Source organism: Verrucomicrobium sp. BvORR106, from assembly GCF_000739655.1.
GTDB lineage: Bacteria > Verrucomicrobiota > Verrucomicrobiia > Verrucomicrobiales > Verrucomicrobiaceae > Verrucomicrobium.
Window position 1 is genome coordinate 55,682 of record NZ_BATR01000093.1, and the last position, 22,336, is coordinate 78,017.

A 22,336-nucleotide genomic window follows, 5' to 3' on the forward strand; every position below is an offset into this window, starting at 1 on the left:
ACGATCACTTTTCCTCAAGATAAAACGCATGCAGCCCAAGGCGCTTGGCCAGGGTTGTTCCCTCCTTGGGGCCTAGTGCAAGCAGGGCGGTGGACCAGGAGTCGGCCTGAAAACAGGTGTCTGCGACCACGGAGACGGATACGGCGCGATGCGTGACCGGGCGACCGGTGCGGCCATCCAGTACATGCGCATAGCGGTGCCCGCCTGTTTCATAGTACTGGCGGTAGGTGCCGGAGGTGGACAGGGCTTGATTCACCAGCGGCATGCGGAGCATGGCCTCGCCTTTCACCGCGTCAGGTTGCTGTATGCCCACTTGCCACGGGGTGCCATCGGCCTTGTTCCCCCGGGCGACCAACTCGCCACCGACATCAAGAAGGAAGTCACGATATCCTGCAGCCTCCAGCTTGCGCACGATGTCGTCTGCGGCGTAGCCTTCAACCAGGGCGGAGACGTTGATCTGAAGATCAGGGTGCGTTTTCCGGAGCTGGGGAGGATTGAGTTTTACCTCCAACCGTTGCCAGCCACACTGGCTCTGGGCCTGGATGATGGCGGCTTCATCCGGCGGCGTGTCACGACGGCCTTTGGCTCCAAAGCCCCAGAGATCAATGAGCGGGCTCAGAGTGATGTCGAAGGCTCCACCGGTCTCCTGACTGAGTTTCTGGGCCTGCGTCACCACTTCGGCGAGTTCCTTTGGCACGGTCTGCCAGTCAGTGTTGCTTGACTGGTTGAACCTGGAGACTGGGGAGTCGGGCTTCCAGTTGGTGAAAAGGGATTCCAGTTCATCGAGTCTGCCTTGAATGAAATCGGCAGGCTGGCTGTCGAGCGTCTGGCCAGCGGGCAAGACCAGTTGGATGCTCCAGGTGGTGCCCATGGTGCGACCTTCTGCATGGACTACCTGCGGGCCGCGGTCGCGACAGGCAGTCAGTGACAACACAAAGGCCAGGAGGATGAGGCAAGGCTTGGTGGTCATGGGCAGATGGATTTATTCTCACACAAAGGCACGAAGGCACAAAGGTTTGAAATGCCTCACTGCTCCAGTCGGCAACGCTACGGAGTCATTTCTTTGTGCCTTCGTGCCTTTGTGTGAGGATTACTGAAGGAACGGCAGGATGTGCGCTCGTTGCCAGAGGAGCACTGCAGCGAGGGCTACGAGAACCAAGGCAGCAATGTCGCGCTTGCCGAAGCCATCGCCATGACCGGCGTAGCGGAGGAACTTGAACAGGGCTCCGGTGGGGCACCCGTACTTGCAATAGGCCATGGGAATGAAGAGGGAGGCGACGAGGCCAACAATGGCGACGGTGAGGGTGCCCCAGCCGGCCACGCGGATGAGCCAGGCATCGAAGGGCTCCAGGGCGTTTAAGTTCACATTCAGCCCCAGCATGGAGATGATGACCACGGCCACCAGAAGCGTCCAGGGGATGCGCTCCAGCCAGCGGCCTACATTGGGCGGGATGTGAAAGCGCACCTTGGTGCCGAGTCGATTGGCCAGCACCATCTGGAGCGTGCCATGAGGGCAGTAGTGGTGGCAGTAAAACTGACGACGGAAGAAGACGGGGATGGAGAGCGCCAGCGCGGCCAGCAGCACCAGCATGGGGGCCGTCTGCCAGGGTGCGCCGTGACGAGCCCAGCCCACGAGCAGTCCCTGCGAAAGCATGGCCCCGCTGAAGGCACCTGCATAGCCGATGAGCACGGCATGATGCAACCAGCGCAGCCATTTCTTCCCACGCCAGGGGGAGAAGGTGAGGATCGCGGAAAGCACCAACACCGCCAGCAGACCCCAGTCGGCCGCCTTCATGGAGATGCTGGAGAACGCATCGGTGGCCTGAGGGCGGGGGGCGCTCAGCACGGCGGCGCGTTTCTTCAAACCCTCCGCTACGGACCAGCTGGTCTCGGTGGCTCCAGATACCCCTTCGATGTGGGACTGGGCGAAGTCGATCTTGCCCAGTTCGTCCAGCGTCTTGCCATTGAAGAGATTCAGGAAATAGCTGTCGTCCGTGACATAGCCCACATAGTCCTTGGTATCGAAGCTCTTCCGCAGTCGGATGCCGGTGACCTTCTCCCCGGCGGCATCCAGCATGACGAGGGTGTCAGTGGGGCCCTTGTAGCCGATGATCGTATCCGCAGAAGGGGAGGTGCGCGTGACGTGGGCGATGCGGGTGCCTTTCTCATCCAGCACTTCCAGGATGCCAGCGCGCTCCGCCAAGGGGCGGAGGGATGCTGCACCCTCAATGAGCGGCTTCACCTCCTCCAAAGTAATTTCCTGGGGGAATCTCAGGGACTTGCCCTCCTGACCCAGACGGCGGCGCACGCCATCGGCTATCGCAGTGCTGGTGAGGGTGGCCCCGCTCACGGCATCCACCTTGAGCTGCGCGTCGTGATCGCCCAGCTTCAGCCCTTTGAAGGCCTCGAAGAACGGCCGGTGACGGATGATCTCTGCCAGGTGGTCCGGGGTGTCATCGCTGTGCAGGATGCGGAGGCCGATGACCTTCTTCTGCGCATCACAGACGATGAGGCTGTTGGTAGGGCCGGCGTAGCCCAGAATCTTGTCTGAGAGCGGGGCGGTCTGGGTGACCATGCCGAGCACGCTGCCGGATTCACTGAGCACCTGCTGCACGCCCGTCTCCGGATCCCGCGGGCCCATGGAGACCGCGCCCGGGAAGAAGTCCTTCACCTTGGAGACCGGCACGGTGGCCTCCCGCTGCGCCTTCATCCACTGGTGCTGGTTGTGCAGCAGCCAGACGATGATGGCCAGCACCCCCACGCGGTAGAGCCGGATCAGCAGCGGAGTGAGGCGGGAGGAGGACATGGCTCTGGTCTTGGTGGAAGACTAAAAACGCATGCCAGGGAGTGAATTGGACTGACAAATACGGATTTAACCACCGAGACACAGAGTGCTCAGAGACTGATCTTAGACAGGATTAACAAGATTTTTAGAAGATTCACAGGAGAGGGCAAGGGAGGCTGATGGAGCCTCCCTTGAAGTTTGAAGGTTGAACCTTGAAGTTTTGATCCCCCTCTGTGTTCTCTGCGCCTCTGTGGTTTAACCAGAACTAGCTCAGGCGCTGAAGCAGCCAGCCGAGGAGATCGCTGATTTTCACGCGCTCCTGGGCGTTGCTGTCGCGCTCGCGCACGGTGACGGTGTCTTTGAACTCGTCGCCTTTCTCGCCGAGGGTCTCGAAGTCGATCGTGACGCCGAAGGGGGTGCCGGCTTCGTCCTGGCGGGCGTAGCGGCGGCCGATGGCGGCAGTCTCGTCATAGAAGCAGTTCATGTGCTTCTTGAGCAGGTCGTACACTTCACGGGCCTTGCCCACGAGTTCCGGCTTATTCTTCAGCAGCGGGAACACGCCTACCTTGATGGGGGCGATGCGCGGATGGAGACGCATGATGGTGCGCACTTCCGTCTTGCCGTTGACGTCGGCTTTCTCTTCTTCTGTGAAGGCCTGGGCCAGCACGGCGAGAGCAAGGCGGTCGAGACCAGCAGACGGCTCGATGACGTGTGGGACGTAGAAGCCCTTGAAGAGGCGGTCGAACCAGGCGCGGACTTCGGCCTCCGTGAGAGGGGTGCCCTTGGTCTTGGCGGCCTCGAAGGCGATGCGCTTCTGGATGAGGGCTTCCTTCTGCTCGTCGGTAAGCTTGGCGGCGGCCACCTTGAGTTCGTCGTCGAAGAACTCCTGGGGCTTGCCGCTGTGCTTCTGGTGCTGGCTGAGATCGAAGTCGCCACGGGCGGCGATGCCTTCCAGCTCCTCGGTGCCGAAGGGGAACTTGAAGAGGATGTCCACACACGCACGGGCGTAGTGGGCGAGGTCGTCCGGACCCTGCCAGTAGTAGTCCAGCACATCCGTGCCCAGGCCGATGGAGTTGTAGTACTCCACGCGCTGGCTCACCCAGTAGCGGTGCCACATGTCCCAGCCCCAGTTGGGCTGCGGTGCGGAGAGGTCGGCACCTTCTGACCACGTGACCACGGAGCCAGCCAGGATTTCCACGGCCTCGTCCGGCTTGATGAAGAACTCGAGCTCCATTTGCTCGAACTCGCGGGAGCGGAAGGTGAAGTTCTTCGGCGTCACCTCGTTGCGGAAGGCCTTGCCGATCTGGCAGATGCCGAAGGGCACCTTCACGCGGGAGGAGTCCACCACGTTGCGGAACTGGGCAAAGATCGCCTGAGCGGTCTCCGGGCGCAGGTATGCCACGTCCTTCTCCGTGGCGGTCGGGCCCACGTAGGTCTTGAACATGAGGTTGAACGGGCGTGGCTCCGTGAGCTGGGCACCGTTCTCGGGATTGTAGGCACGGGTGTTTTCCACCTTCTCGCCCTGCTCGCCGCCGGTCGGCTCAGGCGTCTTCACACCGCGGGATTCGTAGAAGAGCTTCGCCACTTTCAGGGCGGATTCACGGGGCTTGCCGAAGGGGGTGAGCACTGCGAAGGGTACGTCACTCTTGGTGCCTTCCTCACCGGTTGCGCCGGTGAAGTGGTACACCATGCCGCTCTGGAGATCCACGTGGTCGGCACGGAAGCGCTTCTTCGTGAGCAGGCAGTCCGCCATGGGGTCCGTGAAGGTGTCCACGTGACCACTGGCCTTCCAGATTTGCGGGTGCATGATGATGGTCGCGTCCAGGCCCACCACGTCTTCACGCTCGCGGGTCATGGCGCGCCACCAGGTGTCGCGCAGGTTGCGCTTGAGCTCGGCTCCGAGCGGACCGTAGTCCCAGAAGCCGCCGATACCACCGTAGATCTCGCTCGACTGGTAGATGAAGCCTCTGCGCTTGCAGAGACTGACGAGCTTTTCCATGGAGGACGTGTCTTTCTTGTCGGTGGACATGCTGGGGTCTGGGTTGAAAGGGACCGCGAAGAAGCCACCTTTCGGGGGAAAAGCAAACGGGCTTTTGTTTGCTTGCAGCGCCCGCCAAATCCGTACAGTTCAATGACAATGAGCATCGTAAATCTCGGACTGATCCAAACCCACGCCACGGATGACAAGGCGGACAACCTGCGCCGCACCCTGCAACTGATCCGGGACGCGGCCGCGAAGGGCGCGAACATCGTGTGCCTGCAGGAGCTGTTTTTGACCCCCTATTTCTGCAAGCGCGAGGACACGGATCTCTTTGATCTGGCGGAAGATGTGCCGGGCGACACCACCGCGCAGTGCCAGGCCCTGGCCAAGGAGCTGGGGGTGGTGATCATCGCCTCCCTTTTCGAAAAACGCGCCCCCGGCCTGTACCACAACACGGCGGCGATCATCGACGCGGACGGCACCTACCTGGGCAAGTACCGGAAGATGCACATCCCCGAAGATCCGGGCTTCAACGAGAAATTCTACTTCACCCCTGGTGACCTCGGCTACCGGGTCTGGGACACGAAATTCGGACGCATCGGCGTGCTCGTGTGCTGGGACCAGTGGTACCCGGAGGCAGCCCGACTCACGGCCATGGCCGGAGCGCAGATCCTCTTCTACCCCACCGCGATCGGCTGGCTGAAGTCCGAAAAAGACTCGCTGGGCACCTCCCAGCATTGCGCCTGGGAGACGGTCCAGCGTGGCCACGCCGTGGCCAATGGCTGCTACCTCGCCGCAGTGAACCGCGTGGGGACCGAGGAAGAGACGGAATTCTGGGGCCAGTCCTTCGTGGCCAGCCCGTACGGCGAGTTCGTCGGCAAGGCGTCCTCAGACAAGGAGGAAGTGCTCATCGTGCCCTGCGACCTGAAGGCTGTGGAGGACTTCCGCCGCATCTGGCCGTTCTTCCGCGATCGGCGCATTGATAGCTACGAGGACGTGACCAAGCGGTGGCGCGATCGCGATTGAGGCTGCTTTCTAGAGACAGGATTAACAAGATTTCGGGCAGATTAACAAGATGGGTCCGGAGTCTTGGGGGAAGGGTTTGGACAGAATTAACAGAATTTACGGAATTGGGGTTTCCTGATTCGGGCCACGTTGGGAGGGGGAGTATTTGGAACCATGCTTCCTCCAGCCTGCGAAGCGGGCGTCTTAACGGCCCGCTTGCGGGCCCCTCAACCAACGAAGTGTCTCAACCAGCGCAGCGTCTCAACTACCTTCCCCAGCGGGGATGGTATGTGGCGAGGTTGCCAACAGAAAGGGATTGAGTCGAGCCTGATTCTCGCTTTGGAAGGGGGACGATGTCTGCCAGCAACGCTACCCTTGATTCAAGCGAGAACTACTACATGCCTGCCGAGTGGGCACCGCAGGAGGCGGTGTGGCTTTCCTGGCCGGCGAATCGTGACAGTGCGCCGGAGACGCATGAGGTGCTGCAGGCGAAGTTCGGGGAGATTGCTGCGGCAATCACGAAGTTCGAGCCGGTGCGGATCAATGCGGCGGGAGACTGGCACAAGCGCATCTGGGCCGCGATTGAGGCGCAGAAGGGCGACATGTCCAAGGTGGAGCTCTATGAGCACCCGACCAATGACGTGTGGTGCCGGGACCACGGACCCATCTTTGTGAAGCACAAGGAGACGGGCAAGCTGGCGCTGACGGACTGGCAGTTCAACGCCTGGGGCGGCAAGTTCCCGCCGTGGAATCTGGACAACGAGGTGCCGGAGCGGGTGGCCAAGGCGCTGGACCTGCCGCGTTTCTCCTCGCCCATGATCCTGGAAGGCGGCTCCATTGAGGTGAACGGTGAAGGCGTGCTCCTCACCACGGAGGCGGTCTTGCTGAACAAGAATCGCAACCATGAGTGGTCGCGCAAGGAGATCGAGGCAGAGATCAAGCGTCACCTCGGCATCAGCAGCATCTTCTGGCTGCGTGAAGGCATCGAAGGGGATGACACCGATGGGCACATCGATGACATCACCCGCTTCGTGCGTGAGGATGTGGTGCTGACCATGGTGGAGAAACGCCAGAGCGATGCCAACTACCGGATTCTGGAAGAGAACCGCGAGAAGCTGGCGGATCTGCGCACGACCAAGGGCGGAAAGGTCGAGGTATTAACGCTGGAGATGCCCGAGCCTCTGGTGCCCAAGGTGGGCTGGCGGCTGGATCGCCTGCCCGGCAGCTATGCGAACTTCCTGATTGTGAACGGCGGCGTGCTCGTGCCGGTGTTTGATCAAGGCAAGCGCGATGATCACGCCCTGGGCTTCATCCGCGAGTGCTTCCCCGGTCGCGAGGTGATTGGCATCGAGTCCTCGGACATCGTGTTCGAAGGTGGGGCACTGCATTGCATTTCCCAACAGCAGCCGCGATAGATGGCCGCGCTAGCGGTCGTTTGGGCTGGGAAGCTTGCTCCTTGGTCCGGTTGCTGCGTGCTGGCAAATACTCCCGGGCAGCATGCTGGGCCTTCGTCCTGAGATTTTTTCTTGGGACGTGTATATAATCAGATGGGTGCTTTCCAATTGACCGTGTTTAACAAGATCTTCTTTGGCTTCGTTGCAGGAGCATTCGTGGTGACGGGCTTCTATGCGGGAATGCGGGTCCAGCGAAAGGCGGACGCCGCAGAGCGCCGGCTTTTTGAGGACGCGAAGCGGGATGATGAAAAGCAGACCAGCAAGTGGGTGAAGATGGCGCTGCGCCAATTGGGCCTGCAGAGGGAAAAATCCCAGCCGCCTCCTAGTGCACTGATGATCCAGGCGGTGGCCCAGCGGGCCGAAAGTCTGAGCAAGTATCCCTGTCAGGTGGCCAAAATCTCGGGGCTGCCAGACTTTACGACCCAGGTGTACCCGGACTGGCTTACAAAGGTGGAGTTCATTGGAACGCCTGAGGATCCTTCGGAGCGTTATCAGGTGGTGTTCGAGGCCTGTAATGGGAAGAAGAGGACGGAGGCCTCATGGATGCTGCCTGGCATGAGATTCCGGCTTCAGCTGGAGCCTTTTGATGAGCAACCGGAATCCTTGAGGCGCAGGCCGATGGTGGATGATCTGAAAGACGTCACGCTGCCCCTGTACTGGGCGAAATCGTATGAACACGATGATGCGTTGCTGAAGCTTCTGGCGACTCCGCGGGAGAACGTCTTCGCGGGTCAATTCGTCGAGTCGGTCGTCCGCTCACCTATTGAGGTGGAGATTGGCGGGCAGATGAAGTCCTTCTTTTTTTATGGGAATACGTGGGGTGTCTATCGCCCTGCACCGGACGCCCGGATCATGAGATTGGACCGCGGTTCACCCCGGCGCTCTGTCCGCGACGTCTCCCGTTTTTTGGCGGAGAAAGGGATCACGGTGATTTTTGCCCCGGTGCCTCAGGCGGCGAGTTTGTTTGAAGACGTTGCCGCCGGAGTGGATCGAGGGCTGGAGAATCCGGCTCCGGCTCCCAATGGGGCGACGCTGGGATTGCTGAAGACCCTGCGTGAAGACGGAGTGGAAACCGTGGACCTCACCGCAGTGCTGCGCAAACAACGCTATGCCGAGTTTGAAAACAAGCGGTACCCGGTCTCGCTGGTGAATGACTCGCATTGGTCGCCTACAGGAGCCAAGCTTGCAGGAGAGGCCGTCGCCTCCTACTTGCAGGAGTTTCATCCAGAGGTGGCACCACGCGTGAAGGAGTCATTGGGCATTTCTGAGCGCTGTGATGTGTTCTCCAATGCTGGCGACATTTCTACTTTGCCAGCGGTCAAGTCGCTCCGGGTTGAGACAGGGCCGGTCTTGGCCTTGCGTCATGGACTCACGGCAGCGGATGAAAAGGCTGCGGCGTGTCTTGAGTTCGACGACGGAAATTGTCCGATTCATGTGATCGGAGACTCCAATCTCGACGTTGCCAAAGAGGTAAAAGGTGGATTTGCCGCCCATCTGGCCAAAGCACTTCAGCAGCCGGTGTGCCTGACCGCCGTTGCCGCTGGTGGCAACGGTGTCGCGCTGGATACCTGGTGGCGGAACCGGAGGTATGAGCGCGCGAAGATTCTGGTGTGGCTCGTGGCGGAGCGCTTCCTGGACGGCGATGGATGGATCGATCCAGAGGCGCTGACTCCTCTCAAGCCGGGAAGTTGAGAGGCTGCGTGAGGGTCGCTCTGAGGCAGCTCTGTCCTCAGCCTTTTCTCGACTCCTCGAACTGTTTCCGCCAGTACTCCAGTCTTTCTCGCACGCGGGCTTCCATGCCGTTGTCACTGGGCATGTAGTAGATGCGGCCTTCGCCTTCGGGCAGGTAGGACTGGGGGACGTAGCCGCCTTCGTAATCGTGGCTGTACTTGTAACCTTCGCCGTGGCCGAACTGCTTGGCTCCTTTGTAGTGACCGTCACGCAGGTGCTTGGGGACGGGGAGGGTGCGGCCGTTTTTGACATCGTCCATAGCCTTGCCTATGGCGACGGTGGTGCGGTTGCTCTTGGGGGCGGTGGCGAGGTAGACGGTACAGTGGGCGAGGATGTGAGCCGCCTCGGGCATGCCAATGAACTCGGCGGCATGTTGGGCGGCTACAGCCACGCGTAGGCCGTTGGAGTCGGCCATGCCGATGTCCTCGCTGGCGGAGATGACGAGGCGGCGGCAAAGGAAACGGATGTCCTCGCCCGCATAGAGCATCTTGGCCAGCCAGTAGATGGCGGCGTCGGGATCGGAGCCGCGGATGGACTTGATGAAGGCGCTGATGGTGTCGTAGTGCGCATCGCCGTCGCCATCGTACACGACGGTCTTCTGCTGCACGGACTCCTCGGCCACAGCCAAGTGAATGTGCACCTTGCCCTCGGCCCCGGCTGGGGTGGTGAGGGCGGCGAGCTCTAGGGCATTCAGGCACTTGCGACCGTCGCCATCGCAGACCACGGCGAGGTGACGTTTCGCCTCGGGAGTGATCTCCACATGCAGCTTGCCGAGTCCGCGCTCCTCGTCGGCAATGGCCTGGTCGATGAGCCGCTCCAGGTGCTCGACCGTGAGAGGTTCGAGGGTAAACACCTGGGACCGGCTCACGAGCGGGCTGTTTATGTAGAAGAAGGGGTTGTGCGTGGTGGCCCCGATGAACCGCAGGGATCCGCGCTCCAGATGGGGGAGCAGCACGTCCTGCTGGGACTTGTTGAAGCGGTGGATCTCATCGACGAAGAGCACGGTGCCGATGCCGTTGAGACGCTCTTCCTTCTCTGCCGCGTCTGCGACCATGCGGATCTCAGCCACGTTGCTCTCCACTCCACTCAAGGTGACGAAGCGGGAGTGCGTCTCGTTGGAGATGATGGTGGCCAGGGTGGTCTTGCCCACGCCAGGAGGCCCGTAGAAGATGAGGGAGGAGAAGCGGTCCGCCATGATTGCTCGCCGGAGGAGCTTGCCCTCCCCCAGGATGTGCTCCTGCCCCACGTACTCATCCATGGACCGGGGCCGCATGCGGGCGGCCAGCGGCGCGTGACGGGAGAAGACGGGCTTGCCCTTCGTCGGCATCTGGCCGCGAACTTTGCGAGGGGGTTCGTCGTCTTCGGGGTTGAAAAAGTCGGCCATCGGAATCGAAAACATCGCCCACGGGGCAGGGGAGGGCAACGGCAAAGCAGGCCGTCTCGCCCGCGAGAAAATCCAGACAAAATTAATAGGGAATCTTGAAATGTGTCCTCGTCGGCGCTAACGACGGGAAGTGAAAATTTCGAAGAAAGCCGAATACGCCCTGCGAGCGGTGCTGGCCATGAGCCGCAGCGCCACGGGCACGATCTTCTCCATCCAGAGTCTGGCGGAAGAAGAGCGTATTCCCCTGAAGTTCCTTGAGCAGATTCTCCTCATTCTTCGCAAGGGGGGCATCATGCACAGTCGCCGCGGAGCCGGTGGGGGCTACCAGCTGGTGCGCCCCGCCACCCGGATCACCGTCGGAGAGATTCTTGAGCTCGTGGATGGGCCGATCGAGCTCCTGCCAGATGGCAACTCCCTTTCACCAGGTTTGACCTCCGCTTTCCAGGAGCTCCAGGGCGAAATGCAGGCCTGGCTCACGAAGATGACGCTCGCGGACGTGATGCAGCGGGAGCAACTGCGTGGAGCGGTGAGCTTCGATATTTAGGGAGTTGAGACGCCCGTTCCGGGCTGGTTGAGGGGGCCGCAAGCGGCCTGTTGAGACACTTCGTTGGTTGAGACGGGCTACGCCCTGGAAGACGCGCAGTCAGGGAAGATGGGTGCCGCCGTTGTTGCAAGCGGGTGCTCTGACGCCAAGGGCGTCGTACAAATTAGCCCAGGGTAAGGCGAGGCACGAGCCGCCACCCTGGGTACATGGGCGGGGGACCGGAACTCCGAAGTGAGTTCTACAAACTGCGACCGCACCCCAAAGATGTCTATCGCATGCAGGACAGTCGTCTCTGGGTGATCTGGGCGGTCTGTAGAACTCCCTTGGAGTTCCAATGCTCTCGCATAGATGCCCGGGGTGGCGACCGCTTCGCGTTCTGATCCCGCGACTGCGGGACTGTTTTGTATCACGCCGTCGGCGTGGGGATTGCGCCATCAGAAATACCGGATCACCGTCACGAATCGGATTTTGGCCCTCAATCTGACGCCCATGAGCAAAGCGGGCTGGTTGAGACGGGCTACGCCCTGGAGAGGAGCATTGAGATGGGGAAATGTGTGAAGTTTCCGTATCCCCTTGCTTTTCTGTCACATGGCGTTATGATCGGTCAGTGACTTTCACTTGGGGGCGTTCTGGTTTCGACGGATTGCTAGAAGTGGAGGCTGCATGCCGCGGATGATTCGTTGGCCGCGTTACCAATTCGGATCAAACAAACTAAATGCGAACTCTAACGAGCTTGCCCTCGCCGCTTAATTGACGGTGACGTTCCTCCAGTGAAGTCTGTGAATTGGAGGGGCGACTACTTACAGGCTGGCCAAAAGGGCGGGCGACCGGCTCCGAGGCGAGATCTACAGGCCGCTGGGTGGACGGTATCCTGGCAGTAGGAGACTGGACATCGAGATCAAATTATTGCCTGAGCATGGAGACGCTTTCATGGAAGGTGGTTCGGACAGGGGTTCAACTCCCCTCGCCTCCACCAAGTGAATATCAGCCACTCGCCTAAGTAGGGAGTGTGGCGGTGGTTCTGGGAAAGTTGCACGCGATCAGGATGCCTTCCAGAACACTCGAGCAATTCCGCCGAGTTCGTCCCTAACCGGGAGACAGAAGTGTTAATCGGCTGCGAACGTGCTCTTGGGGCCGGACATCCGGTACGGGCAGCAAAGGATCCTTGGCGGCGAGAGCATCTACACAACGCTTTCAGCGTTGAGGATACTGTCCATACATTGCCCAACGTTGACTTGCTGGAAGCTCGTCCAACGTTGGGCTGTGCTACAAATGCCCTTCGGGGATTGAGTCGGACTCGCGCATCAATTCTCACCTACTGGTATTTGATTTCGAACCGTCCAGTTCACCCGTAGTTGTGGACGTCCAGAGAACTGACAATCGCGCGCGTCTGGGGTAGCGCCAAGGAATCTGTTCAGTCTAAAGCTGTTCCTCGAAGAGGATGTGGCTACAAGTCCAACGTTGACGAGCCTGAAGCGAGGTTGCCCTGACAGGCCTCAAGGTGAGTACTGTGACCTCACGCATCCGATCATGCTTGTTTAGAATTGCCGGCCATCCTTCAGCGGATCTATTTTGTCTTGAAGGTCCCAACGTGCCTGATTGCAAAATTAAGTTCATCTACAATGAGGTGGAATTCAAAGGGCTGCAGATTGTGCCAGTTTGGCAGGGGAAGTAGAGGTCCTTCCTTGAACATTTGAATGCTGGGCAAGGGGGGGCAGCTGCGGAGGAAAAAGTGCAGCATGAATAGCTGGCCAAGAGACGCGAATGCTCATATTCTGAGCACCAGATGGAACACGTCCTGTTCGAGCAAAATGCGGTTACCGTGACCAATGCAAGATTCATTGTGGGAGGACAGACATACGCTGTGCGAAACGTCACTTCAGTAAGGCCTGTCAAGTATCCGCCTAAACGCACTACACCGGCGGTTTGCCTTTTTTTCTGTACTGCAGTGGCGACGCTTACCTTTGCATTGGGTGCTATTGAGCTTGTCATTTGTGCGGGGCTCGCGACTGCTGCATGTGTTTGCTGGTTGTTTAAGCAGAGGCCAGTTTTCGCGGTTATTCTAGTCACTTCCAGTGGGGAAGTGCAAGCCTTGGAGCACTATCACTGGCCCTTCATCGATCGTGTGATTGTTGCGCTTAATGAGGCTATTGTGTCGCAGCATTGACCCTGGTGGCTGCTGCCTGTGAGGCGCGTGGAGTTGTGTAGCATGCCCGGAATTTGCAACGCTGCAGACTGCAATCCTCAACATCGAGATCGATTACAGCGGTTCTTCGAGCTGAAGTTGTAGTTTGTGTTTTCAAGCCAAGTGAACTAATCGCATCTGATGAACAAGCCTCCGGTGACAGGAACTCCTGCAGCATGGGAAAGCGTGGGAATGTGGGTCCACGCCGCAGATGGCACTCTTCCCGATGGAAATGAGTTCGAGGATTGCGTGGAGAAGATGGATCGCGCTCTCGAAAGGTGGCTTAAAAGGCAAGGGCACTGTGAGGGTGATTGCTACTTTCGATGGGACTTCTTTGGAGATCGGACCCAGTACTTGGAAGTGAACAAGCCGGAGCTGCTAGGCGAGCATCTTATAGAGTTCGTGCAAAGGGAGCTGAAGAAGAAATGGCCACATTGGCGTGTGGTCATTCCTACTCCGGAGGTGCCGAGAGATGCGGTGATGATTTATCCAGACGTGATACGAGTCTGGAATGAGGGCACTGCTCCCTTGGCAGAATTGCTCTTGGCAATCAGGACCAAGATGAAGTGCGTTAAATGAGGAAATGCGGTGGGCCAGAGACTCCTGCTGACCCACCGCACCCTTTGCTCTCTCACGGGTTCACCGCGGGCAGCAGTCCCGGGCCGCCATCCAGGCTGACGGGAGGGGTGCTCGCTCCGCCAGACACGGGCGCTGTGGGGGCAGGCGCGGGTTTGCGGACAGGTTCGCCGGAGGGATCAATCAGCTTGGCAGTCACGAAGATCATGAGGTTGCGCTTGAAGTGATCTTCGGCCTTGCTCTGAAACAGGCGCCCCAGAAAGGGGAGGTCGCCGAGGATCGGCACCTTGTCCTCCACATCCTGGACATCCTCGCGAATGAGGCCTCCCATGGCCACGGTCTGGCCATCCCACACGGTAACGGCGGTAGTGACCTTGCGGGTGGAGAAGACGGGTTGCTCGATCTTGTTCTCCGTAAGCGTCACTGTGGTGGGGTTGCCCAGCGCATCGGTCGAAGCGGTGTTGATGGGGCTGCCATAGTTGATGAAGCCTTCAAACTCCGTTACCTCCGGGGCGAGATTGAGATCGATGGTATAACCATCCGGGCCAATCACGGGATCCACCTCCAGGCGGACGCCGACGGGGCGCATCTCAAACGCGGTGGGCGTGGTGGGGGTGACGGGGAACGATGAGGTGGAGGAAGTGCCGGTGGTGGATGAGGTGCTGGTTGCGCCAAAGTTCTGGGGGATCTGCGGTGGATCGAACTCCGTGGGATAGATGAATTCACGGATGACCTCCACGGTGGCGCGCTGACCAGAGCGGGTGGTCACGCTGGGGGCGCTCATGAGATCCACGCCCTTCTTCTGGCTGAGCGCCCGGATGGTGACCTGGAACTGGGGATCGGTGAACACACCGGCAAGGGTGAAGATGCCCGGAGCCACGCTGGAGGCCTGGCTCTGTCCGGAGATGAGGCCATCGATCGAATCGGCGGCGATGGCGGAGCTGCCAGAGCGGTTCCCGGAAGTAACGGAGTAGCCGCCGATCGCTGTGCCGTCCTGGGTGAAGGAGTAATTGCTGGAGGTAGCCGCGGTGCCGCCGGAAGCGAAGGTCCTGCCGCCAATGTCAAACTGCCCCAGCAGCCAGTCAAAGCCGAGTTCATCGGTATTCTTCTGGCTCACTTCCACGAACTTGGTGGTGATGTAGATCTGCTGTGGCACGGCCTTGGTGAGTCCCTCTACAAAGGCTTCCACCTGGTCCAGATTGGGCTGGGTGTTGCGCACAATGAGCTGGGAAGTGGCGGCCACGAAGGTGGCGGAAGAGCCTTCGGGGAAGTTGATGCCGTTGTTGCGGAGGATCTCCAGAGCTGTCGCCTTGGGCTTGAGCGTGGCCGCCGCAGCGGAGGTGCCGCCGCTGGCAAAGGGATCCGCCGCAGCAGGAGCAGCCGCAGAACTGTCTTGTCCCAGGCTCAGGAAGGATGGCGGCACTTTGAAGGTGCGGGTGTATTGTTCAGTGCCTACATCTGACAAGGGCACCACCACCACGGCATAAGGCTCGATCTTGTACTTCATGCCCGCGAGTTCGGTGATGTACCGAAGCGCCTCGACCATGGGCACGTCTTTGAGATCCAGGCTGATTTGCGAGGTGGAGGGGGATGCACCTGCCTTGAGGATCAGGTTTACGCCTCTGCGGCTGGGGTCGCGCTCCACGGTGTCGTAGTCGCGGCTCTTGATGCGCATGAACTCGATGGCTTCATCAATGCTGGCGCCTTGGAATTGCACAGCGGGGAAGATGATGCGCTGCATCTTCTCCGTGTAGTAGCGGGAGGCATCGGGGCCGCCGGTGTAGGCATCGGTCACGGTGGAGGTCACCGCCGCAGGAACCTGGTCCTCCCAACCGGCATTCACCGCATTCAGCATCTTGGCGCGTTGATGATCGCGGGCAGTGTCATAGTACTCGGCCCGCTTCTGCTCGGCGCGCTCCATGCCACGCCGCGCTGCCGCGTTGTACTTGTCGATGCGGAGTGCCTCTTGGAAAGTGCGGATGGCGGCATCGTAGTCGCCAATGTTGTAGTAGCTGTATCCCATCTGTAGCGTCGTCTCCACCTGGGCCACGTTCTTGACGTGCTCTGGTGTGAGTGCAGGCTCGTAGCGGGCGGGATCATCGAGATCGGCGAGGAGCTTTCGCGCGGACTCGGAAGGGGCGCTGAGTTTCAACACCCCTTCCAGCAGGGCTCGTGCCTCTGCGTAGCGTCCGTTCTTGGCGCGCTCCCGGGCGAGGCACACAGCGGCATCTCCGTAGCGGGCCATTGCTTCCTCCCTGAGCGCCTGGGTTCTAGGTGCATCAGGAAGAAGGTCGATGGCTGCCTGATACTCCCGGGCGGCGGCCTCGCAGTCCGCGTCTTTCATGAGCGCATCCCCCCTTGTCAGGCATTCCCGGGCCTCGGTCTCGCGCTGCATACGCCGGGCGAGTTCGCGTTCTGCGAGACTGGAGACTCCTCCAGCCGCATTGGGGGAGCCGGCCATGGCGGGTGCCAGGGCGCAGCAGCATAGCACGGAAGTGTGACAAAAGATGAGGGCGGGATTCATGAGGGTAAGGGTAGCAGGCAGTCAGAAGCAGATGGGGAGGGGGCGCGTTTCATCGAACTCGCGACCGTGTGACGGTCGGGGTGAAATCGATGCGTGGGACTGGGACGGTAGAAGGGCTAGCGGGAGGACAAGAAGTAGCGCCGTGATCCTGTCACAGTCATCTTGACGGTTTCGGAGCTTTCAGAGATCTCGTCGATGGTCTTGGGGGTGATGGCGGCGAGGAAGTCGGGATCGCTCAAGAAGTCGAAGATGTCCCCTATCGCCACGGTGCCGTCTTCACCGACGCTGATATCGGCCAGGCTTTCGGCGATCTGCTGGGCCAGGTCGGCAATGATGGACTGGGCGTCCGGATTGATCAGGGTCAACTGTCCGGTGCCGCTGAAGCGGAGTTGGGGATAAGTCTTGGTGATCTTGGCTACAAAGTTGCCATTGGCCACGAAGCCGCGTCCTCCGTTGTTCACCACGCTGCTGGATGCATTGACCGATGAGTTTGAGGTGTTCTGCGAGCTGGTGCTGGATTGCTCGTCCAGAGTCACTTCCGATTGCGAGTTGAACACACACGTGACCTCCCTGGCCTCCATGTCTGACATGCCTGTGGCATTGCCAAAGAACGCCACGCCCTTGTAATACAGCACGGCGCGATTGAGATAGCTGCCTACGGATGAGGTGGAGGTGGTGGTTGTGCTGCTGGATGAAGAGGAGCCGGAGGCAGCCGAGGGGCCGAGGTCGGCATTGTTGGCCCACTGCACGTAGCCGCTGCCATTCTTATACCGGATCGAGGCCTGATAAACGCCCTGATCGTCGAGCGTCGCACTGTAGTCTCCATTGTCGAAGGGCCCTCCCACCCAGGCATGAGCCGAGGTGTGGCTAATCAAGAAGAGTAGGCCCGCCAAGAGGCAGGTGAGGGGGGATTTACGATGGCGTTGATGTTGGGGGTTCATAGATGGGGTGTTGGGGATTTCTGGCATGGTTGGGATGAGAGAATTCAGGGAGACGCGGTGCAACCGACCTGCCGGTCTGGTGTTGTGAATGGGTGTCAGTCAGTATTCCGGTCTGCCCGAGGGCTTCGCTCTGAGCGGAGAATGAAGGAGGGCATCAACGAGGTCGAACCTCTTGGTACCAAGCCGGGGAATGATGTCGCAGACGCCTCGAAAATGATGACGAACCAAACTCCCCTCCGCCGGCTGCAACGCCGTCCCTGGCCCATCCCAGGCGGGATGAGCGGTGCACGAATAATGAGAATCCTGTTGCAGTACGCCGGTGAAAACGGCTTGATATCCGGAGCCTGCACGCGAGTGCGCTGGACGGACCGGACAGAAAAGTGCAAATCGTATTCACTCAGGTTCGAGGGCGGTTCACGAGATAGCGTCGCTCAAATTGCCCTTTGTCTGTGACTGAAAGTAAAACTGAAACTCCGCCGATGAAGACCGGCGGAGGCTCCAATAAGTATTTCATGAACCCTGATGTTCCTGCCAGTGTTGCGATCGTGCAGGGTGGAGGTCCCGGCCGCCCGGCTCAAGAAACGGGACCATTGGATGACGACCTCAGGTTTGAGCGGACGACCAAGGTGGTGAACGTCCTGCTCTGGCCGGTGCTGGCGATCCTGTTTGCCACGCAGTTCAAGTTTTCAGCAGCGCAGTCCTGGACCTTTGCCCTGATTTTCGGCACCATGCTCTGGCTGCCGTGGATGCTGTTGACCCCGGTCATTGTCAGAGGAGTGAAACGCTGGTGCATGACGCCGCATCACCTGGCCATGGACATGCTCGCGTGGACGGTGGGGATGGTGTTGTGTGTGGGCTTCTACGCCGTGGTGGCAGAAGCGGGCATGGATGAAGCGAGGGGCAAGGCGCGGGAACCGCAACGTCCGCCGCCATCCTCCTGGCGGGAGAACTCACCGCCTCCCAGGCCGCCGATGTTTCTCCCTCAGGTCCTGGTGGGGATGCCGGTGTATCTGGGGATCACTGCGTTTGCCGTGATGTCTGTGGCCAGGGTCAAGATGCGGGAGCGGGAGCGTCGTGTGCTGCAGGCTACTGCGGAGCTGCATCGTTCCCGGTTGGAAATGCTCTATGCGCAACTGCGGCCACACTTTCTGTTCAACACGCTGAACACGATTGCCTCACTGGTTCATCGTGAGCCGGAGGTGGTGGATCGTATCGTCACCTCCCTAGGGGTGCTGCTGCATGAGACGCTGGAAAGCGACGTCAACCGTGAGGTGACTCTGGAGCACGAGATCGAACTGGTGGAAATGTACCTGAAGATCGAGCGCGCGAGATTTGGCGATGGATTGAAACTCACGACGGACATCGAGGCGGACTGCCTCATGTGGATGGTGCCAGTGTTGATCCTGCAACCGGTGGTGGAGAATGCGGTGCGACATGGGCTGGGCCCTCGCAAAGGTGTGGGGACGATTGCCATCAAGGCGCGCATCGAGCCGGAGCGGCAGATGCTGCGCCTGGAGGTGCGGGATGACGGAGTGGGCATCAAGGAGCCGCTCCGCGACGGGATTGGCCTGGAGAACACCCGCGCCCGACTGCGGGCGGCGTATGGTGATCTGGAAGGGCTCGACGAGCGAGTCACGGTGCTGCCCTGCGAAGAAGGGGGCTCCATCGCTGTGATCGAAATTCCACATGGAAGGCGCCTATGAAGAGCTGGAATCTGCTGGTGGTCGAAGATGAGACGCCTGCCCGGGACAGGATGCGACGACTCCTGGCGGCTCATGCTGACATGGAGGTGGCAGAGGTGGAGGACGGGGCGCAGGCTATGCGCTGGCTGGACAGTCATGAGGTGCACATCATGCTGCTGGATGTGCAGCTCCCTGATGTGAGCGGGCTTGAGATCCTGCAAAGGATGAAAAACGTGCAGCCGCCGGTGACCATCCTGGTGACGGCATCCCGAGCGCATGCACTGGACGCCTTTGAGTTCAGCGCGATCGACTACCTGCTCAAGCCGGTCGAGAACCGGCGTCTGGATGTGGCACTGGACAGGGCGAGGAAAATACTTTCTACTTTGCAGGATCAGCCGCCTGTGAAACCCGCGCTGGAGGCCGGGCCAGGGGCGATGCCTCCCTCCCTGGCGAGGATCCTGGTGCGCTCTGGCATGCGCGAGCAGATCGTGAGGGTGGAGCACATCCTGTGGGTGGAGGCCGATGGCAATTATGTGAATCTGCACTGCGTGAAGGAGAAGCACTTCATCCGGGAAAACATCGGCAAGCTGGAGCAAATGTTGCCGGCGTCGCAGTTTGTGAGGGTGAACCGCTCTGCACTGGTGAACATCGAGAGCATCGTGGAGATCCGCCATTCCGGAAAGGCTGCACGGGCGGTGCTGACGGACGGGAGTGAGCTGCCGCTGACTTGTGCGATGCGGGAGTTGAGGGACCGGATGCAGTTTGGAGGCGGATGAGGTCGGTGATTCGGTAAATCAGTAAATCAGTAAATCAGTCAAACGGTGTGTCGGCGTCGGGGCGTCGGGGCGTCGGGGCGTCGGGGCGTCGGGGCGTCGGGGCGTCGGGGCGTCGGGGCGTCGGGGCGTCTTTCTTGCGCGTTATATCATGAACCCGGAGGGTTCGCCATGCGTAGCCATGGGTCGGCCGAGCGGAGCGAGGACTACCCATGGTATGTCGTGGGGCAGATGCTACCGCGGAGCGGTAGGCCGACGGGTCCAAATGACGTGTGGCGTGAGTTGTGGGATGATCGTCTGGGGCGGGCGATGCGATGGGCCTACCGCTCCGCGGTAGAGCAGAGGGCGGGCGTCCTGGGGTAGTCCTCGCTACGCTCGGTCGACCCCAGGCTATTCATGGTGAACCCTCCGGGTTCGGGGATCGCGAATTCGGAATGGCGGAGTGGGCAGATGCGTTCCCACAAAAAAGCCCGGGACGGCGTGGCCGGTCCCGGGCTTGAGGAGGATGGACTGTTTTCCTAGAACTTCCAGGTCACGCTGGCAGAGACGTTGAAGGGCTCGCCGGGGAGGACGTAGAGTTCGTCATAGGAGCCAACGAAGTGGCGCTTGTCGAACACGTTGTTGAAGTTCACCTGCACGCGGTAGTTGTCGCGCTCGTAGTAGAGGGCGGCGTCCACCAAGCCGTAGCTGGGAAGGTTGAAGGTGTTGTACGTGTCACCTGACTGGCTGCTGTAGTAGCGGCCGCCCAGACCCACGCCGAAGCCCTTGAGCGGGCCGTCCTGTACGGTGTACTTCAGCCAGGCGCTGACGGTGTGGTCCGGCACGCCGAGGAGCGGAGTGCCCACTGGGATGTCATTGTCCTCCGTGACCTCGGCATCGAGGTAGGTGTAGGCGGCTGTCAGCTTGAGGCCGGGCAGAAGTTCGGCGGCGGTCTCGAACTCGAAGCCGCGGCTGCGCTGTTCTCCGCTGACGATGGCGTCGTAGGGGTTGGCGGTCGCCAGATTGCTGGTGGCCACGTTCTCACGGGTAAGGTGGAACACGGAAATAAGCCCGCTGAGACGGCCGTCCAGAAGGTCGTACTTCAGGCCGCCTTCCCAGTTCTCGCCTTCTTCGGGTGCCACGGGAAGATCGCTCTCATCACGGGAACCCCACTGGGGTCTGAAGGCGCGGCTGTAGTTGGCATAAGCGGCGAGTCCGGGGATGAACTCATACGTGATGCCGGCCTTGGGGGTGAAGGCATCATCCTTCACATCCGCAGGCACGCTGCCATAGGAGCCGGAGTCATCCAGCCAGAGCCACTCATAGCGTCCACCCACCGTCAGCGTGAGCTTGTCAGTGAGCTTGGCGTGGTCCTGGATGTAAACGCCCAGATTGTCCTCGTTGGCCGTGAACGAGCCTTTGATCTTGGGCTGCGGGATGCGCTGGTGGTAGTTGGGGCGGAAGAGATCGATGGCGACGTATGAGCCGGGGAAGTCATCGAAGTTGATCTCATGATAGGTGGCCTTCTGCTCGGAGTGGTAGTAATCCGTGCCGATGGTCAGGGAGTGCTTGATGGAGCCGGTCTCGAAGGTGAAGTCCACCGCTGTGTCCACCAAGATGCGCTGGTACACTCCGCGATTGTAGTCGTACGGATTGGTGTAGAGGGTGCGCAGATCATCGCTGAGGGAGGAGGGGTACAGGATGTTATCCCAGTTCTGCTCCACGCGGTAGTAGCTCAGATTCTGACGCACCGTGGCGGCGTCATTGAAGCGATGCTTGAACTCGTACCCGAGGCGAAGCGTTTCGATGTCGATCTTGCCTGATTTACCGGGAATGCCGATGAATCGGCTCACAGGTATTTCGCCGTTGGGGTTAGGCAGGACGGTGCCGCGTGCAGGGAGCGGCATGGCGAAGACGCCGTCGTCCTTCACATAGTGAGTGAGGAAGGTTAGGCTGGTGTCATCTCCCCACTCGAAGGTGAGAGACGGGGCGATGAAGAGGCGGTCGTAGTCGTAATGGTCAACGAAGGAGCCGCTCTCCTTGTAGAGGGCATTGAGACGCAGATAGATGCCCAGGCCATCGCTGGAGACGGGAGCCACCGGGGCGACGTTTTTGGCGTCCTTTCCTGAAACCGGTGCCAGCACGGGTGCTGGAGTGAGCAGGGGGATGTTGATATCCAACGTGCCTTGGTAGAAGTCCCACATGCCGCCCGTGAAGCCCACTTCGCCACCAAATTCGCGCTTGGGCTTCTTGCTCACGAGGTTCACGATGCCACCCAGCGGAGCCTGACCGTAGAGGGACGAAGCTGGGCCCTTGATGACCTCCACACGCTCCAGGCCGAAGGTTTCGGCACCAGTGCCATCATAGTCACCGCGCAGACCGTCCTGATAGGTGGTGAAGGCTGCGTCAAAGCCGCGGATGCGGTAGTAGTCCCACTCGGAGTAGTAGCCGCCCGGGGTGACGCCGGCGACGTTTTTGATCACGTCTTCCAGATTGCGGGCACCCTGATCCACGATCAGATCTTTGGTGACCACCGAAATGGCCTGGGGTGTCTCAAGCAGAGGCACCTCGGTTTTGAGGCCGCTGGAGATGACCGCAGGGGCCACGTAGCCAGTGCCTTCTGAAGCTGCTGTCACCGTGACGGTGTCCAAGGTGGTGACTTGAGCCACGACCGCGCCGGGAGTAAGCGCGCCGAGCAAGAGTGCGGAGATCGCACGAGGTTTGAGTTTCATCAGAGTCGAGTGGTTGAATTCGACGTTTTCTTAAAGCAATTGAATCTGAGAAGCAATTGC

Annotated in this window: 14 protein-coding genes and 1 other RNA gene; 8 read left to right on the plus strand and 7 right to left on the minus strand. The window is 60.2% G+C overall.

Annotated features, from left to right (window positions below; genetic code table 11):
- Positions 1–4: 4 nt before the first annotated feature.
- The 3 genes from BV106_RS15165 to BV106_RS15175 all read right to left on the minus strand — a co-directional run bounded on the left by BV106_RS15165 (position 5) and on the right by BV106_RS15175 (position 4,814).
- Positions 5–970 carry an FAD:protein FMN transferase gene (locus BV106_RS15165; protein ID WP_051945901.1) on the minus strand — a complete coding sequence of 322 codons (966 nt, stop codon included), beginning with the start codon at positions 968–970 and terminating at the stop codon, positions 5–7.
- A 120-nt stretch (positions 971–1,090) separates the two neighbouring features.
- A complete protein-coding gene (locus BV106_RS15170; protein WP_038166050.1) occupies positions 1,091–2,806 on the minus strand; it encodes an FMN-binding protein in 1,716 nt (571 codons plus the stop codon).
- A 244-nt stretch (positions 2,807–3,050) separates the two neighbouring features.
- On the minus strand, positions 3,051–4,814 hold the full coding sequence (locus BV106_RS15175; protein ID WP_038166052.1) for a glycine--tRNA ligase: 1,764 nt from the start codon (positions 4,812–4,814) through the stop codon (positions 3,051–3,053).
- A gap of 108 nt (positions 4,815–4,922) precedes the next feature.
- Between BV106_RS15175 and BV106_RS15180 the strand changes: the two genes are divergently transcribed.
- From BV106_RS15180 to BV106_RS15190, 3 genes are all read left to right on the plus strand, one after another.
- Positions 4,923–5,792 (plus strand): carbon-nitrogen hydrolase, encoded by an 870-nt coding sequence (locus tag BV106_RS15180; RefSeq protein ID WP_081891764.1) that lies wholly within the window; start codon positions 4,923–4,925, stop codon positions 5,790–5,792.
- 332 nt (positions 5,793–6,124) lie between these two features.
- Positions 6,125–7,186, plus strand: coding sequence for an agmatine deiminase family protein (locus BV106_RS15185; protein WP_038166057.1), 1,062 nt, complete (start codon positions 6,125–6,127; stop codon positions 7,184–7,186).
- Positions 7,187–7,318: 132 nt separating this feature from the next.
- Positions 7,319–8,917 (plus strand): hypothetical protein, encoded by a 1,599-nt coding sequence (locus BV106_RS15190; protein WP_038166059.1) that lies wholly within the window; start codon positions 7,319–7,321, stop codon positions 8,915–8,917.
- A 37-nt stretch (positions 8,918–8,954) separates the two neighbouring features.
- On the opposite strand, the gene BV106_RS15195 is transcribed toward BV106_RS15190, so the two are convergent.
- Positions 8,955–10,340: a replication-associated recombination protein A gene (locus BV106_RS15195; protein ID WP_265595699.1), complete on the minus strand. Its 1,386-nt coding sequence runs from the start codon at positions 10,338–10,340 to the stop codon at positions 8,955–8,957.
- Positions 10,341–10,470: 130 nt separating this feature from the next.
- Here BV106_RS15195 and BV106_RS35645 point away from each other — a divergent pair, with 130 nt between their 5' ends.
- From BV106_RS35645 to BV106_RS15210, 3 genes are all read left to right on the plus strand, one after another.
- The gene (locus BV106_RS35645) at positions 10,471–10,884 is read left to right on the plus strand and encodes an Rrf2 family transcriptional regulator (RefSeq protein WP_050029745.1); all 414 of its coding nucleotides are present in this window, start codon (positions 10,471–10,473) and stop codon (positions 10,882–10,884) included.
- Positions 10,885–11,504: 620 nt separating this feature from the next.
- Positions 11,505–11,860, plus strand: a transfer-messenger RNA (tmRNA) gene (ssrA, locus tag BV106_RS36820).
- A 1,350-nt stretch (positions 11,861–13,210) separates the two neighbouring features.
- Positions 13,211–13,648: a hypothetical protein gene (locus BV106_RS15210; RefSeq protein WP_265595700.1), complete on the plus strand. Its 438-nt coding sequence runs from the start codon at positions 13,211–13,213 to the stop codon at positions 13,646–13,648.
- 52 nt (positions 13,649–13,700) lie between these two features.
- Here BV106_RS15210 and BV106_RS15215 read toward each other — a convergent pair whose 3' ends face one another.
- Both BV106_RS15215 and BV106_RS15220 read right to left on the minus strand, forming a co-directional pair.
- On the minus strand, positions 13,701–16,169 hold the full coding sequence (locus BV106_RS15215) for an Amuc_1098 family type IV pilus outer membrane protein (protein ID WP_081891766.1): 2,469 nt from the start codon (positions 16,167–16,169) through the stop codon (positions 13,701–13,703).
- A gap of 116 nt (positions 16,170–16,285) precedes the next feature.
- Complete coding sequence (locus tag BV106_RS15220) at positions 16,286–17,110, minus strand: hypothetical protein (RefSeq protein WP_081891768.1); 825 nt, start codon at positions 17,108–17,110, stop codon at positions 16,286–16,288.
- 512 nt (positions 17,111–17,622) lie between these two features.
- Between BV106_RS15220 and BV106_RS35650 the strand changes: the two genes are divergently transcribed.
- Complete coding sequence (locus tag BV106_RS35650) at positions 17,623–18,813, plus strand: histidine kinase (protein ID WP_265595701.1); 1,191 nt, start codon at positions 17,623–17,625, stop codon at positions 18,811–18,813.
- The gene (locus BV106_RS15235) at positions 18,810–19,568 is read left to right on the plus strand and encodes a LytTR family DNA-binding domain-containing protein (protein ID WP_038166073.1); all 759 of its coding nucleotides are present in this window, start codon (positions 18,810–18,812) and stop codon (positions 19,566–19,568) included. The genes BV106_RS35650 and BV106_RS15235 overlap by 4 nt, the downstream gene beginning before the upstream one ends.
- A gap of 515 nt (positions 19,569–20,083) precedes the next feature.
- Here BV106_RS15235 and BV106_RS15245 read toward each other — a convergent pair.
- Complete coding sequence (locus BV106_RS15245; RefSeq protein ID WP_038166077.1) at positions 20,084–22,276, minus strand: TonB-dependent siderophore receptor; 2,193 nt, start codon at positions 22,274–22,276, stop codon at positions 20,084–20,086.
- Between the last annotated feature and the right edge of the window lie 60 nt (positions 22,277–22,336).

Coding starts and splice junctions, on each gene's coding strand:
- BV106_RS15165 (WP_051945901.1), bottom strand. CDS start 970: ATGACCACCAAGCCTTGCCTCATCCTCCTGGCCTTTGTGTTGTCACTG.
- BV106_RS15170 (WP_038166050.1), bottom strand. CDS start 2,806: ATGTCCTCCTCCCGCCTCACTCCGCTGCTGATCCGGCTCTACCGCGTG.
- BV106_RS15175 (WP_038166052.1), bottom strand. CDS start 4,814: ATGTCCACCGACAAGAAAGACACGTCCTCCATGGAAAAGCTCGTCAGT.
- BV106_RS15180 (WP_081891764.1), top strand. CDS start 4,923: ATGAGCATCGTAAATCTCGGACTGATCCAAACCCACGCCACGGATGAC.
- BV106_RS15185 (WP_038166057.1), top strand. CDS start 6,125: ATGTCTGCCAGCAACGCTACCCTTGATTCAAGCGAGAACTACTACATG.
- BV106_RS15190 (WP_038166059.1), top strand. CDS start 7,319: ATGGGTGCTTTCCAATTGACCGTGTTTAACAAGATCTTCTTTGGCTTC.
- BV106_RS15195 (WP_265595699.1), bottom strand. CDS start 10,340: ATGGCCGACTTTTTCAACCCCGAAGACGACGAACCCCCTCGCAAAGTT.
- BV106_RS15210 (WP_265595700.1), top strand. CDS start 13,211: ATGAACAAGCCTCCGGTGACAGGAACTCCTGCAGCATGGGAAAGCGTG.
- BV106_RS15215 (WP_081891766.1), bottom strand. CDS start 16,169: ATGAATCCCGCCCTCATCTTTTGTCACACTTCCGTGCTATGCTGCTGC.
- BV106_RS15220 (WP_081891768.1), bottom strand. CDS start 17,110: ATGAACCCCCAACATCAACGCCATCGTAAATCCCCCCTCACCTGCCTC.
- BV106_RS35650 (WP_265595701.1), top strand. CDS start 17,623: ATGAACCCTGATGTTCCTGCCAGTGTTGCGATCGTGCAGGGTGGAGGT.
- BV106_RS15235 (WP_038166073.1), top strand. CDS start 18,810: ATGAAGAGCTGGAATCTGCTGGTGGTCGAAGATGAGACGCCTGCCCGG.
- BV106_RS15245 (WP_038166077.1), bottom strand. CDS start 22,276: ATGAAACTCAAACCTCGTGCGATCTCCGCACTCTTGCTCGGCGCGCTT.